The organism is Pseudomonas sp. TE21394 (genome assembly GCF_054057835.1).
Genome location: NZ_JBSRZR010000001.1, coordinates 4,116,144 through 4,128,181, shown reverse-complemented (window position 1 = coordinate 4,128,181; position 12,038 = coordinate 4,116,144). Strand labels below are relative to the sequence as shown.

The window sequence follows — 12,038 nt, the reverse complement described above, 5'->3', positions numbered from 1 at the left end:
ACACGTAGCCGAAGAGGGTGAACAGCATGACGGAAGAAGAAGCAAACGATGTGCTTGAGCGAATCGAGTACGAGCTCAGCCTTCAGCAGCCGCACACCGCGACGCGCATAATCATCCATGACCTGGGGTTATGGGCCCGTCTGGAGAAAGCCGGCGGTATCATCAATGGCACTATGCTGTTCGACAGGCCGGTGTTGCTGGAGCCGAAGTGTGATGCTTCCTATACGGTCCTGCCCAAACCGTGAGCCATGCGGTTTTGCAAACAGAAACCTGAAGGACACACCGGGGTGAAAATATGGGCATCCGCAGCTTGGCGAAGAACCTGCCACCCGATCCAGGCAATGAAGGCTGGGTGCTTGGCTGGGGTGTACTGAGGGACCGCTATCCCTGGCATTTCGTCGATGTATACGCCGACCAGAAGACCGCCACGGCCGAGGCGCAGCGCCGTGGTCATGGCTATGTTGTCGAGTTTGGTTCACACCGCTTGGGATCGGATGAATTTGTCTGTGGGGTAACTCCGCCTGAAGGCTAGCACTTGCTCACGAGGCGAGGTGGCGGGGACGCCTGGGCGCCCCGCCTTCGCTCATGCCAACATTCGTCGCATGATCAGCTCGTCATCAATCACTTCGCCAGTTTCGACGAAGCCTTCGCCAGCGTAGAGGCGTCGTGCCGCGACGTTTTCCGGGGCTACGCCAAGGGCCACGCCGGGCCCACCCGGCAGCTGTTGCAGGTATGCCAGCAGCGCGCGCAAGGCTGCGCGCCCATAACCACGCCCCTGATATTGATGGTCGATCATCAGGCGATAGATCCAGCGGCTGTTCTCATCCGGATCGAGAGCATGCATCAGGAAACCGACCATTTCACCGCTGTGCAGCGCACGCACGGCCAAGGGTTCACACCAGGGGCTATCGGCGGCCTGTTCCAGCGATTCGCTGTTGCTGGCGATGAAGTCAGACTGCTCGTCGCGTACCCGCAGGGCACGGCATTGGGCTTGCTCCTCAGCCGAGCTGAGGGCCACCAGAAGCACTGATGGACAGGGAGTAGACATGTTGGGTTCTCCGCGGGGCAGCAACGGCCCCTCCAGGATTTCGTTGACGGTTCATTGACGGACACATCATTGGAAACTGGGTCATGGGCACCTCCTTGTTCGCGGATGGGAGAGAAAGACAGTCGGCAGCTCCGGCCGACCGGGCCGTGATTCTAAAGCCGTACTTGAAAAATTCAAGCGACAAACGAGGCATTGCAGTGCGGGGGGGGTGGCGACGGCGCAAATGCTGAAATCGGAACGATTAGCCCAGCGCCCATTTGTTCTCACCACTGACCCGCCTCTCGCTTCTATTTTGAGCAGACGACCCGGTCGAACTGCGGCTGCGTGTCAGTGGCAATGCGGCGAGCCCGGCCCACACCCCAGGCCAAAGCCCTGGTCATGGATTCACCGGGGCGCGATTCAATTGCCTCTTCGTGAAGGGCCATGCCGCGTGCGGCGTACACCCCAATGAACATCTGTGTTTTACCCGTGCGCGACAGTCGCACTTGAACATCTATGTACGTTCCATCGCTGAGGGTCTCGTTGTGAGTGCGGTGGTGAAGGGTCGGATCAGCCCACTCCCAGAAAACTTCACCGCGATTTCTCATGTCAGCCTCCTACGACTTTAGTTGTATGCCATTGGTGAACTTTCACCATAGCGAAAGCGAGGCGGCACGCAATCGCTGTAACCCAGTTCGAGAACGGAATCGGACCACCGGCTGTTTTTAGCCCTCCTTGGACAGTTGCCGCGATATGGCAACCTTGAAAATGACCGGTGATATCACCTGGACCCTGTTCGCTGTCACTGAACCGCTGGGGTAAGCTTTGCAACTGGCTTCACTGACCAAGGGGAATGAACGGAATGGGCTTGTTCAGTCGATTGTTTGGCGGTCGCTTCACACAACCTCCACCCGATGAACCACGGATGAGCGACGCCGCGATAATGCGAGAGCTTTATCCACTGCGTGCCCAGTTGAAAGTATTCACCCAAGCCTTGTTGGCGCGTCTGCCAGAAAAAGAACGCATGCGTCTCGTCAGAAGGGTATTGCGCTATTACAACCAGGGAGAGGATCCAGCCACCGCGCTCGCAAGCGGTCTTCTGGACGCTGAGAAAGGCCAGCCACTCAATCATCTGATTCTCATGGCCGTGGATGTGCGTGGCTTCGATGATTTCGAGTACCAGGCACCGAAGCTGGTTGAAGCCAGCGGTATTGACCAGGTTTATGCCTACAAGCTGGAAGGTACACAATCACTGATGCAGGTGCTGATCGATTTCGATCAATGGCTAAGCGGGTTCGGAAAGCGCTTTGTGCATATGGACACAGGCGGCGCCGATTACGTGGGCTGCATAATTGAACAAGAAGGCGTCGAAGACCTTATTACTCTGGCCAGGCAGGCCGGCATCGATGCACGGCTCGATCCCTTTTGAGGCACATTGGCAGGCTGAAATGCCATGTGCGCTAGCGCCTTATTCTCGCAGCATCCATGATGCGTCGCCTATGAAGGTCAAGTCCGCAACTCAACGCCCGCAGGGCGCCTTCGGCGGGTTCAGTTATCCCCCGGGGCCCGATCCTTTCATCAATGCCCATCTACAGCTGGACGTTATTCCAATGGGCGCTTGTGATAACCATAACGCTGCGCATGGGATACCCTCGGTGGGTCCGGCGGCCCCTGCTTATGCCCTCTTCGCAAGGGAGGGTGTCGAAGTTGTCGTCACGCTCCTCTTGGCAAACGGTTCCGTTGTGAGCGATTGATCTCTGTAGCGGACCTTCATTACCGGCTGGCTGGCAGCACTGTCTTTCGCTATCTACACCATACCTGTCTCTGCACATACACACCTCTCAATGCTCAGAAGTACTGAGCTATTTGAAGTATGCGCCTCCAACGCTTTCAGGCGGTTTAAAACGGACCACCGGGACAAGGCTTGGAATGAGCTTGAGTCCAGATCGTATGCTCAATCCAACTCGCTCATACGCCTGTCGCCTGGGTTTTCAGCTTTTACAAGGAGGGTGAAACTGCCAGTAAGGCTGTGGCGAAGCTCGCGGGGCATTGCGAAAGAAAAATGGATGAGCCACGAACCATCCTTCAATCGAAATGTATCACCCCGGTAAAGAGCGACATCCGTCTCGCTGACTCCAATCCACCCGGCAATATCCAAATCACTAGGTGCCTCAACCATACTTGTGCCCTCGCATTCGCTATGGAGCAACCAAGCAGTGCTGTTTTTGAACGTGCTATCGCTTGTGGATGGGCTTGGCCGTGTGAGGGTTGGTCCAAACGACCTTCGGCTTGCTCGCTAGCACTCCGCTGACTCCAGAGGGAACGCTCTCGATCTGGCCTCCCTGCTTGATGAACCGCTCGGTCTGTTCATTCAAGCGCTCATGGGCACGCTGCGTCTCGGGGGATATGGCCTGGTGCATAAAGCTACCTCAACGTGTAAAGCCGCAGAAAACGGCTAGGCAGTCATTATACAGGCAATTGTGCAGAATCCCTGGCAATTAAAGCCAGATACTGAAAAATGCCCGCAAAATAAATACCAAATTCTGCAATTTTGCTCAGAAACCCATGAGCCAAACCTGCCGCCGCCGCTCTACCGCTACATTTGCAGGTGCTCATGGCATTTTCCGACCCATAAAAGAAAAACCCCGCAGACGTTAATCTGCGGGGCTTTCGAATGGTGGAGGCCGAGGTCGGAATCGAACCGGCGTAGACGGATTTGCAATCCGGAGCATAACCACTTTGCTACTCGGCCTCAAAGTTCGGATCTAGCGGCTTGCGCTTCGCTATCTCCTTGAAACGGTGAACCTTTTTCAAGGTTTGCTGCGTTTCGATGGGCGCCATTATGTCTGCATTCGTTTAACCTTGCAACCCCCTGAACGAAAAAAAATTTCAACGGGTTCAAGGTGTTAGCGCAGGCGGCCGAGTTTACTCCATAAACCCACCACGGTGTTTTCCACCGTGCCGCTGGCCGCCATGCCGATGCGCTCCTGCAGGCTCTTGCGTTCGGCATAGTGCAAATGGAACAGGTTGGCCGTGCGCGCGCGTTCGCTGAGATACTCGTCGCTGGTCTGCAACTCGTCCACCAGCTTGCGGTTGAGTGCCGCGACGCCCAGCCAGACCTCACCGGTGGCCACTTCGTCGATGTGCAGTTGCGGGCGATAACGGGCGACGAAATCCTTGAACAGCTGATGGGTGATGTCCAGGTCTTCCTGGAACTTCTCCCGCCCCTTCTCGGTGTTCTCGCCGAACACGGTCAGGGTGCGCTTGTACTCACCAGCGGTGAGCACTTCGAAATCGATGTCGTGCTTTTTCAGCAGGCGGTTGACGTTGGGCAGTTGCGCAACGACGCCGATGGAACCCAGCACGGCGAACGGTGCGCTGACAATCTTTTCGCCAATGCAGGCCATCATGTAGCCGCCGCTGGCAGCCACCTTGTCGATGCACACGGTCAACGGAATACCGGCCTGACGAATACGCGCCAGCTGCGATGCGGCCAGGCCATAGCTGTGTACCAGGCCTCCCCCGCTTTCCAGGCGCAGTACCACCTCGTCCTGCGGGGTGGCCAGGGTCAGCAGTGCGGTGATTTCGTTGCGCAGGCTTTCGGTGGCAGAGGCTTTGATGTCGCCATCGAAGTCGAGGACGAAGACCCGACCCTTTTCCTCGGCCTTGCCCTTCTTCTTCTGCTGCTGTTTTTCTGCCTTGGCCTGTTGCTTGCGCAACGCCTTGAGCTGGGTCTTGTCGAGCAGGCCGGACTCCAGGCGCTCACGCAGGTCCTTGTAGAATTCGTTCAGGCGGGTGACCTGCAATTGCCCACCCGGTTTACGCCGCCCTTTGCCCCGCAGCCCGGCAATGGCCGACAGCACCACGAGGATGGCGATGACCAGGGTGGCGGTTTTGGCGAGAAAGCTTGCGTATTCGGCAAGAAACTCCACATTGACTCCTTAAATACCTGCGCCACAACGGCGCGTAACTGTAGCAAGCATACCGTTGCGCCTCAGGTGCTGCCAGCCAGTGCAAACGCTGGCAACATCTTTCAAACAACCTTTTCAAACGCTTGTATGTTTTTTCGTTGACAGCCCGTGTGCCGCATCCTAACCTCGCAGCAACCTCCAACAGGCCGGAACCTTTCGTGGGCAACCTCTACTTGATCCGACATGGCCAAGCCTCCTTCGGCGCCAAAGACTACGACGTCCTCTCACCCGTGGGTGTGCGCCAAAGTCAGGCCCTGGGCGAACACCTGGCCCAGCTCGGCCTGCGCCTGGACCGCTGCGTGGCCGGCGACCTGCGCCGCCAGCAGGATACCGCGCGCCTGGCATTGGCAGCCTTGCATGCCAGCGGTTGCCCGGTGCCGGCTGTTGAGACCGACGCAGCGTTCAATGAGTTCGACGCCGACGGCGTGATCCGCGCCCTGTTGCCCGGGCTGCTACCGGACGAACCCGACGCCCTGCACATCCTGCGTAACGGCGCACAGCATCGCAGCGAATTCCAGCGCCTGTTCGCACTGATGGTGCAGCGCTGGTACGAGGGCGAGCGTACCGACGATGGCCTGGAGACCTGGCAGGCCTTCACCGCCCGGGTGCAAGGTGGCCTGCAGCGTGTGCTCGATGCCGCCGGCGGCGGTGACAATATCGCCATCTTCACCTCGGGCGGCACCATTGCCGCCCTGCTCCACCTGGTTACCTGCATTACCCCCGGCCAGGCGTTCGCGCTGAACTGGCAGATCATCAACACGTCGCTCAGCCAGCTGAAGTTCCGCGGCCGCGACGTGGCACTGGCTTCCTTCAACAGCCAGGCCCATGTGCAGCTGTTGAAGGCGCCGGAGCTTGTCACCTATCGATGAGCCCGGCTTGTTGTGTCCCTGCGGGGACATGTAAATCACTCTATAAGGAATGCGCCATGACCTCCGTAGCTGATGCCGTCAAAAAGATGCAAGAGAAGTTCAACCCATCCGCTGCCGCCGGCCTGGACCTGGTGTTCGGCTTCAACATCACCGACGAAGACAAGCACTACGCGCTGATCGTCAAGGACGGCACCTGCGACCTGCAGGAAGGCGAAAACCCGGATGCCAACTGCACGCTGGTCATGGACAGCGAAACCCTGAAGGGTATCGTCAGCGGCGAAACCGACGGCATGCAGGCATTCATGAGCGGCAAGCTGCGCGTCGAAGGCGACATGATGCTGTCGATGAAGCTCAGCGAGCTGTTCCCGTCCTGAGGGCTGGGGATACCGCCTGATGGAAAACCGAAGCCTGAATGGCTTCGGTTTTTTTTTGCCCTCGCCAGGCTGAGCTTGCTTTTGTAGCAGCGCACCAGGCGATCAGCGCAGCTTTCATCAAGGCAGTTGATCGTGCAGCAACACCCGCACCTATTTGGCAATTGGCACGCTTGTTCCAACCTCACCAGCGCATTAGATTAGCCAATAGTCCTTGCGATCGAGAATAAGGAAAACGCATGACGCTCACCGACCAGTCCACCCAGGTACGCCCCGGCGAAGAACTTGATGCAGCCGTCATCGACCCTTACCTCAAGGCCAATATCCCCGGCCTGCACGGCCTGCCGCGCATCACCCAGTTCCCCGGAGGCGCCTCCAACCTTACCTATCTGGTCAGCTACCCGGGCCGCGACTTCGTGCTGCGCCGCCCGCCGTTTGGCCAAAAGGCCAAGTCGGCCCACGACATGGGCCGCGAGTTCCGTATTCTCAACCAGTTGAACAGCGGCTTCCCGTACTGCCCCAAGGCCTACGTGCACTGCACCGACAGCAGCCTGATTGGCGGCGAGTTCTATGTCATGGAGCGGGTCAACGGCATCATCCTGCGTTCGGACATCCCGGCCGAACTGGACCTCGATGCCCCGCGCACCGAGGCCCTGTGCAAAAGCTTCATCGACCGCCTGGTAGAGTTGCACCAGGTGGACTACAACGCCTGCGGCCTTGCCGACCTCGGCAAGCCGCAAGGCTATGTACAGCGCCAGATCGAAGGCTGGACCAGCCGCTATGAAAAGGCCCTGACCCCGGATGCCCCGCGTTGGGAACAGGTGACCGCCTGGCTGCACGAAAAGATGCCTGCGGACCACCCACGCCCGGCCATCGTGCACAACGACTACCGTTTCGACAACGTGATCCTCGATGCCGTAAACCCCATGCGCATCATCGGTGTACTGGACTGGGAAATGGCCACCCTCGGCGACCCGCTGATGGACCTGGGCAACAGCCTGGCCTACTGGATCGAGGCCGATGACCCGGCGCCGGTGCAACTGATGCGCCGCCAGCCCAGTAATGCGCCGGGCATGCTCAGCCGCCGCCAGTTCGTCGACTACTACGCCGAGCGCGCCGGCATCCGCCTGGACAACTTTGACTTCTACTATTGCTATGGCCTGTTCCGCCTGGCCGGCATCGTCCAGCAGATCTACTACCGCTATTACCACGGCCAGACCCAGGACAAGCGTTTCGCCCAGTTCATTCACATGAACCGCCTGCTGGAGCAAATGACCCTGCAGGTCATTGCCAAGTCCAGCCTCTGAGCCCGACCTCGACGACGGATAACAAGGAAAACAGCATGTCCAAGACCCACCTGTTCGACCTCGATGGCAAGATCGCCTTCGTTTCCGGCGCCAGCCGTGGCATCGGCGAAGCGATTGCCCATCTGCTGGCGCAACAGGGCGCCCATGTGATTGTGTCCAGCCGCAAGCTCGATGGCTGCCAGCAGGTCGCCGACGCCATCATCGCCGCCGGTGGCAAGGCCACGGCGGTGGCTTGCCACATTGGCGAACTGGAGCAGATCCAGCAGGTGTTTGCCGGCATTCGCGAACAGTTCGGTCGGCTGGACATCCTGGTCAACAATGCGGCGACCAACCCGCAGTTCTGCAACGTGCTGGACACCGACCCGGGCGCATTCCAGAAGACCGTGGACGTCAACATCCGTGGCTACTTCTTCATGTCGGTGGAGGCCGGCAAGCTGATGCGCGAGCAGGGCGGCGGCAGCATCATCAACGTCGCATCGATAAACGGGGTGTCGCCGGGCCTGTTCCAGGGCATCTATTCGGTGACCAAGGCGGCGGTCATCAACATGACCAAGGTCTTCGCCAAGGAATGTGCGCCGTTCGGCATCCGCTGCAACGCCCTGTTGCCGGGCCTTACCGACACCAAGTTCGCCTCGGCACTGGTGAAGAATGACGCCATCCGCAACGCCGCGTTGCAGCAGATCCCGCTCAAACGCGTAGCCGACCCTAAAGAGATGGCCGGCGCCGTGTTGTACCTGGCCAGCGATGCCTCCAGCTACACCACCGGCACGGCGCTCAATGTCGACGGGGGATATCTGTCCTGATCAGGGTTCTGCAGCCATAAGGTTCGCGCGGCCCCTGTGGGAGCGGGTTCACCCGCGAATGCGCCGGGACGGCCAATGTCGCATTAGCGGGTGAGCCTGCTCCCACAGGGACGGGCGTTGTGCCTTCGGCCTGCCATTCGGCGCGTTACAGGCAGGTCGCCGCCGCCGCACGGCGCTGCAGGGCCACGCCGTCGTTGTTCTGCGCGTAGAAATCCACCCGTGCCCCACCGGCTTGCGGGTACACATCCACGAACGCTTCGGCTTCACGGGTATAAACCGTGAACCCGCCCTGCTCGCGCGGTTCCAGGTAGCCGCTGGCGTCGTCGCCAAACACCTTCTCCTCCTGCCAGCTGAACTGGATGCACTGGGCTACCAGTTGCGGCGCCTTGTGCGAGTCGAGTTGCGCGGTCGGCTTGCCGTCGCGGGCCGTTTCCATGGTTGCAGAAGCACAACCCACCAGCATCAGCGCCGCGGCCATCGGCAGAATCGCACGCATGTTCCATCCTCAGGGTTAAAAAGAAGGCGACTCTAGCATTGGCAGGCATCGCGAGTGAATTGCCAGGCGCAAACCGCTGTCGCAGCTAATACACGTCGTTACGAGGAATCGTCATGAAACTGCACTACCTGCTTCTTGCCGCCCTGCCTTGCCTGCCCCTGGCCGTTAGCGCCGCCCCGTCCAGCGAAGAAAGCATCACCGCCCCGGAAACCCACAACCGCGAACTCAAGGTCGGCGACAAGGCGCCTGACCAGTACAAGCGCGACGACCAGGCGCTCACGAACTGGAAAGCCAAAGGCCTGCCGGCACCGGAAAAGGAAAGCCATTGGGTACGCATGGGCGACCACTACGTGCTGGTGCAGATCACCAATGGTGTCGTGCTGGCGATCCAGCCAGCACGCTGAACCTACCCGCATCAGGCCAAGCAGCTCATCGCTGGCACGGCAATTATTTTTTGCCTGCCAGCGAAACCAAATGGAGCATTTTCAGTCTCAGGGGGTGTGCCGTAAACCATTGCGGATCAAGGACCTATATCGTGATACCCCGTCTTGCAAGCCTTTCGCTGATCGCCGTTGTCCTGCTTACCGCCGGCTGCCATAGCCATCGCTACCATGACGATGACGATGGCTGGCGGGACCGCGACCATGAGCACCGTCACCACCATCGGCATGATCGCCATGACGACGATGATGACGACCGTGATTACCGCGGTGACCGCTACTACCGCTGAAGCGTCTTTTTCCCCTGACCCGCCGCCCATTGCGCGGCACCTTTACCTGATGACTCCTTCGAGGTTCGTATCATGCGTCTGACTCTGCCTTCCCTTGCCTTTGGCCTGCTGCTGTGCCAGGGCGCTTTCGCCGGTGACGGTACTGCCGCCATTGGCGGTGGCCTGGGTGGTGTCCTGGGTAACGTTGTCGGCCAACAGATCGGCGGCCGCACCGGGGCGGCCATTGGTGCCGGCCTCGGCGGCGCAGCCGGCAGTGCAGTAGGCGCACGCAAAGGCAACCGTACCGAAGCTGCCATCGGCGGTGGCCTGGGCTCGGCTGGCGGTTCGCTGCTGGGCGGCGCGGTGGGCGGCAAGACCGGTTCTACCGTGGGTGCCGGCCTGGGCGGCGCGGCCGGTGGTGCCATCGGCAACCACCTGGGCGACAATGGCGGCCGCCGTCACCGTCACCGTCACTGATCGCGGTGACCAAGGGGCCGCCATGCGGCCCCTTCTGTTTTGCCGACCCTGCAGTACATCAATATCTCCTTCAGCACAATCCGGCACACTGCCTGCTACTGTCTAACGTGCCCCCGTGTGAAGGAACACCCCCTCCCCATGAACCAAGAGCTGCTCTGGGTCCTCGGCCTGCTGGCCATCGTCATCGTCCTGTTCGTCATCAACCGCCCGCGCATGGACGTGGTCGCGCTATTGGTGATACTCGCCCTGCCACTGTCGGGCATCCTGACCGTGGAGCAGGCCCTGGCCGGCTTCAGTGACCCCAACGTAGTGCTGATCGCCGCCCTGTTCGTAATCGGTGAAGGCCTGGTGCGCACCGGTATTGCCTACCGCATCGGCGAGTGGATGAGCGAGCGTGCCGGCAACAGCGAAGCTCGTTTGCTGGTGCTGCTGATGGTGGCCGTGGCGGGGCTGGGGTCGATCATGAGTTCCACTGGCGTGGTGGCCATCTTCATTCCGGTGGTGCTGAGCATCGCCGCGCGCCTGCAGCTTTCGCCCAGCCGCCTGATGATGCCGCTGGCCTTCGCCGGCCTGATCAGCGGCATGCTCAGCCTGGTGGCAACGCCGCCCAACGTGGTGGTGCACAGCGAGCTGGTGCGCCATGGCGAAGTGGGCTTCAGCTTCTTCAGCTTCACCCCGTTCGGCCTGGTGGTGCTGGTGCTGGGCATCGGCTACATGCTGCTGACCCGGCATTGGCTAAATGGCGAGGTGCGCAAGGACGGCCGGGTGGAAAGCCGTCGCACCTTGCTCGACCTGGTGCTGGACTACAAGCTCAGCGGCCGTGAACGGCGCCTGCGCATCCGCCCGCACTCGCCATTGATAGGCCATACCCTGGGCGAGCTGGAACTGCGTACGCGGCATGGCGCCAACGTGATCGGTATCGAGCGCCAGCACAAGTTCACCACCCGGGTGATCGCCGCCGACTCCGGCACCGTGCTGCAGCAGGGCGACGTGCTGCTGCTGGATCTGTTTGCCAACCGGGACGACCTGCGCAGCCTGTGCCAGGCCATGCAACTGGAGCCATTGCACTTCAAGGCCGCCTACTTCATTGACCAGTCCCAGGAGCTGGGCATGGCCGAGGTCTCGCTACCGCCAGGCTCGCAACTGATCGGCAAGAGCATTCTCGAGCTGGCCTTCCGCACGCGCTTCGACCTCAACGTGGTCGGCCTGCGCCGCGAGCAGGCAGCGATCGAGGCGCAACTGGTGGAAGAGAAGCTGCGCCTGGGCGACACCCTGCTGGTAGTCGGACCGTGGAAGGCGGTGCGCCAGCTGCAAAGCCGGCCCAAGGACTTTCTGGTCCTGAGCCTGCCTGCGGAAATCGACCTGGTCGCGCCCGCCCGCAGGCGCGCACCGCAGGCGCTGCTGAGCCTGGCAGTGATGGTCGGCCTGATGGTCAGCGGCGCGGTACCCAACGTCATCGCCGCGCTGATCGGCTGCCTGCTGATGGGCGCAGGCCGCTGCATCGACATGAACAGCGCCTACCGGGCCATCCACTGGCAGAGCCTGGTACTGATCGTCGGCATGCTGCCCTTTGCCCAGGCACTGCAGAAAACCGGCGGCATCGACCTGGCCGTGGGCGGGCTGGTCAGCGTACTCGGCGGTGCGGGCCCTGGCGCCATCCTGGCCTGCCTGTTTGCGGTCACTGCGCTGATCGGCCTGTTCATCTCCAACACCGCCACTGCGGTATTGATGGCCCCGGTAGCCGTCAGCACCGCCGCGCAGTTGGGCATGTCACCCTACCCGTTCGCCATGACCGTGGCGCTGGCCGCCTCGGCCGCGTTCATGACGCCGGTTTCCTCGCCAGTCAATACGCTGGTGCTGGGCCCTGGACAATATCGCTTTGCCGATTTCGTCAAGGTCGGCGTGCCGTTCACGCTGCTGGTGATGCTGGTGACCGTGTTGATGGTGCCTTGGTTCTTCAGGCTGTGAGGCGCGTCGCAAGCGGTGACGGCAGTTTGACATCATCCAG

At 60.6% G+C, this 12,038-nt stretch carries 17 protein-coding genes and 1 tRNA gene; 11 read left to right on the top strand and 7 right to left on the bottom strand.

The genetic code is table 11. The features are described 5' to 3' along the window. The first annotated feature begins 26 nt into the window (after nucleotides 1-26). Nucleotides 27-245, top strand: a complete 219-nt coding sequence (locus tag ACVWZT_RS18845) for a hypothetical protein (RefSeq protein WP_457470752.1) — start codon at nucleotides 27-29, stop codon at nucleotides 243-245. 50 nt (nucleotides 246-295) lie between these two features. After that, nucleotides 296-532 carry a hypothetical protein gene (locus tag ACVWZT_RS18840; protein WP_296230706.1) on the top strand — a complete coding sequence of 79 codons (237 nt, stop codon included), beginning with the start codon at nucleotides 296-298 and terminating at the stop codon, nucleotides 530-532. A gap of 51 nt (nucleotides 533-583) precedes the next feature. On the opposite strand, the gene ACVWZT_RS18835 is transcribed toward ACVWZT_RS18840, so the two are convergent. After that, nucleotides 584-1,048: a GNAT family N-acetyltransferase gene (locus ACVWZT_RS18835; RefSeq protein WP_296230705.1), complete on the bottom strand. Its 465-nt coding sequence runs from the start codon at nucleotides 1,046-1,048 to the stop codon at nucleotides 584-586. Between the two features lie 287 nt (nucleotides 1,049-1,335). Continuing rightward, nucleotides 1,336-1,635 (bottom strand): hypothetical protein, encoded by a 300-nt coding sequence (locus ACVWZT_RS18830; RefSeq protein WP_457470750.1) that lies wholly within the window; start codon nucleotides 1,633-1,635, stop codon nucleotides 1,336-1,338. A gap of 317 nt (nucleotides 1,636-1,952) precedes the next feature. Here ACVWZT_RS18830 and ACVWZT_RS18825 point away from each other — a divergent pair, with 317 nt between their 5' ends. Then, nucleotides 1,953-2,456, top strand: coding sequence for a DUF6630 family protein (locus ACVWZT_RS18825; protein ID WP_457470749.1), 504 nt, complete (start codon nucleotides 1,953-1,955; stop codon nucleotides 2,454-2,456). 805 nt (nucleotides 2,457-3,261) lie between these two features. Here ACVWZT_RS18825 and ACVWZT_RS18820 read toward each other — a convergent pair. The 4 genes from ACVWZT_RS18820 to sohB all read right to left on the bottom strand — a co-directional run bounded on the left by ACVWZT_RS18820 (nucleotide 3,262) and on the right by sohB (nucleotide 4,959). Then, nucleotides 3,262-3,447, bottom strand: a complete 186-nt coding sequence (locus ACVWZT_RS18820; protein ID WP_353853243.1) for a hypothetical protein — start codon at nucleotides 3,445-3,447, stop codon at nucleotides 3,262-3,264. 46 nt (nucleotides 3,448-3,493) lie between these two features. Further along, nucleotides 3,494-3,643: a hypothetical protein gene (locus ACVWZT_RS18815; protein ID WP_296230702.1), complete on the bottom strand. Its 150-nt coding sequence runs from the start codon at nucleotides 3,641-3,643 to the stop codon at nucleotides 3,494-3,496. A gap of 62 nt (nucleotides 3,644-3,705) precedes the next feature. Further along, nucleotides 3,706-3,779: transfer RNA gene (locus ACVWZT_RS18810), tRNA-Cys, on the bottom strand. Between the two features lie 154 nt (nucleotides 3,780-3,933). Continuing rightward, nucleotides 3,934-4,959 (bottom strand): protease SohB, encoded by a 1,026-nt coding sequence (sohB, locus tag ACVWZT_RS18805; protein WP_296230700.1) that lies wholly within the window; start codon nucleotides 4,957-4,959, stop codon nucleotides 3,934-3,936. Nucleotides 4,960-5,156: 197 nt separating this feature from the next. On the opposite strand from sohB, the gene ACVWZT_RS18800 reads away from it, so the two are divergent. From ACVWZT_RS18800 to ACVWZT_RS18785, 4 genes are all read left to right on the top strand, one after another. Then, on the top strand, nucleotides 5,157-5,867 hold the full coding sequence (locus tag ACVWZT_RS18800; RefSeq protein WP_457470746.1) for a histidine phosphatase family protein: 711 nt from the start codon (nucleotides 5,157-5,159) through the stop codon (nucleotides 5,865-5,867). A 56-nt stretch (nucleotides 5,868-5,923) separates the two neighbouring features. Then, complete coding sequence (locus ACVWZT_RS18795) at nucleotides 5,924-6,241, top strand: SCP2 sterol-binding domain-containing protein (RefSeq protein ID WP_186687057.1); 318 nt, start codon at nucleotides 5,924-5,926, stop codon at nucleotides 6,239-6,241. 236 nt (nucleotides 6,242-6,477) lie between these two features. Further along, complete coding sequence (locus tag ACVWZT_RS18790; protein ID WP_296230695.1) at nucleotides 6,478-7,545, top strand: phosphotransferase family protein; 1,068 nt, start codon at nucleotides 6,478-6,480, stop codon at nucleotides 7,543-7,545. Nucleotides 7,546-7,580: 35 nt separating this feature from the next. Continuing rightward, the gene (locus tag ACVWZT_RS18785) at nucleotides 7,581-8,348 is read left to right on the top strand and encodes an SDR family oxidoreductase (protein ID WP_296230694.1); all 768 of its coding nucleotides are present in this window, start codon (nucleotides 7,581-7,583) and stop codon (nucleotides 8,346-8,348) included. Nucleotides 8,349-8,493: 145 nt separating this feature from the next. Here the strand turns inward: ACVWZT_RS18785 and ACVWZT_RS18780 are convergent, their stop codons facing one another. Beyond that, nucleotides 8,494-8,844: a hypothetical protein gene (locus tag ACVWZT_RS18780; protein ID WP_457470743.1), complete on the bottom strand. Its 351-nt coding sequence runs from the start codon at nucleotides 8,842-8,844 to the stop codon at nucleotides 8,494-8,496. Between the two features lie 113 nt (nucleotides 8,845-8,957). Between ACVWZT_RS18780 and ACVWZT_RS18775 the strand changes: the two genes are divergently transcribed. The 4 genes from ACVWZT_RS18775 (at nucleotide 8,958) to ACVWZT_RS18760 (ending at nucleotide 11,998) form a co-directional block, all read left to right on the top strand. Beyond that, nucleotides 8,958-9,248 carry an RcnB family protein gene (locus ACVWZT_RS18775; RefSeq protein WP_296230692.1) on the top strand — a complete coding sequence of 97 codons (291 nt, stop codon included), beginning with the start codon at nucleotides 8,958-8,960 and terminating at the stop codon, nucleotides 9,246-9,248. Between the two features lie 134 nt (nucleotides 9,249-9,382). Continuing rightward, the gene (locus ACVWZT_RS18770; protein ID WP_186687162.1) at nucleotides 9,383-9,574 is read left to right on the top strand and encodes a hypothetical protein; all 192 of its coding nucleotides are present in this window, start codon (nucleotides 9,383-9,385) and stop codon (nucleotides 9,572-9,574) included. 72 nt (nucleotides 9,575-9,646) lie between these two features. Continuing rightward, complete coding sequence (locus tag ACVWZT_RS18765) at nucleotides 9,647-10,030, top strand: glycine zipper domain-containing protein (protein WP_296230689.1); 384 nt, start codon at nucleotides 9,647-9,649, stop codon at nucleotides 10,028-10,030. A 138-nt stretch (nucleotides 10,031-10,168) separates the two neighbouring features. Then, nucleotides 10,169-11,998 carry an SLC13 family permease gene (locus ACVWZT_RS18760; protein ID WP_457470741.1) on the top strand — a complete coding sequence of 610 codons (1,830 nt, stop codon included), beginning with the start codon at nucleotides 10,169-10,171 and terminating at the stop codon, nucleotides 11,996-11,998. The last annotated feature ends 40 nt before the right edge of the window (nucleotides 11,999-12,038 follow it).

What these genes read in the sequence shown, in the direction of transcription:
- ACVWZT_RS18845 (WP_457470752.1), top strand. Translation starts at nt 27, where the DNA reads ATGACGGAAGAAGAAGCAAACGATGTGCTTGAGCGAATCGAGTACGAG.
- ACVWZT_RS18840 (WP_296230706.1), top strand. Translation starts at nt 296, where the DNA reads ATGGGCATCCGCAGCTTGGCGAAGAACCTGCCACCCGATCCAGGCAAT.
- ACVWZT_RS18835 (WP_296230705.1), bottom strand. Translation starts at nt 1,048, where the DNA reads ATGTCTACTCCCTGTCCATCAGTGCTTCTGGTGGCCCTCAGCTCGGCT.
- ACVWZT_RS18830 (WP_457470750.1), bottom strand. Translation starts at nt 1,635, where the DNA reads ATGAGAAATCGCGGTGAAGTTTTCTGGGAGTGGGCTGATCCGACCCTT.
- ACVWZT_RS18825 (WP_457470749.1), top strand. Translation starts at nt 1,953, where the DNA reads ATGAGCGACGCCGCGATAATGCGAGAGCTTTATCCACTGCGTGCCCAG.
- ACVWZT_RS18820 (WP_353853243.1), bottom strand. Translation starts at nt 3,447, where the DNA reads ATGCACCAGGCCATATCCCCCGAGACGCAGCGTGCCCATGAGCGCTTG.
- ACVWZT_RS18815 (WP_296230702.1), bottom strand. Translation starts at nt 3,643, where the DNA reads ATGAGCACCTGCAAATGTAGCGGTAGAGCGGCGGCGGCAGGTTTGGCT.
- ACVWZT_RS18795 (WP_186687057.1), top strand. Translation starts at nt 5,924, where the DNA reads ATGACCTCCGTAGCTGATGCCGTCAAAAAGATGCAAGAGAAGTTCAAC.
- ACVWZT_RS18790 (WP_296230695.1), top strand. Translation starts at nt 6,478, where the DNA reads ATGACGCTCACCGACCAGTCCACCCAGGTACGCCCCGGCGAAGAACTT.
- ACVWZT_RS18785 (WP_296230694.1), top strand. Translation starts at nt 7,581, where the DNA reads ATGTCCAAGACCCACCTGTTCGACCTCGATGGCAAGATCGCCTTCGTT.
- ACVWZT_RS18780 (WP_457470743.1), bottom strand. Translation starts at nt 8,844, where the DNA reads ATGCGTGCGATTCTGCCGATGGCCGCGGCGCTGATGCTGGTGGGTTGT.
- ACVWZT_RS18775 (WP_296230692.1), top strand. Translation starts at nt 8,958, where the DNA reads ATGAAACTGCACTACCTGCTTCTTGCCGCCCTGCCTTGCCTGCCCCTG.
- ACVWZT_RS18765 (WP_296230689.1), top strand. Translation starts at nt 9,647, where the DNA reads ATGCGTCTGACTCTGCCTTCCCTTGCCTTTGGCCTGCTGCTGTGCCAG.
- ACVWZT_RS18760 (WP_457470741.1), top strand. Translation starts at nt 10,169, where the DNA reads ATGAACCAAGAGCTGCTCTGGGTCCTCGGCCTGCTGGCCATCGTCATC.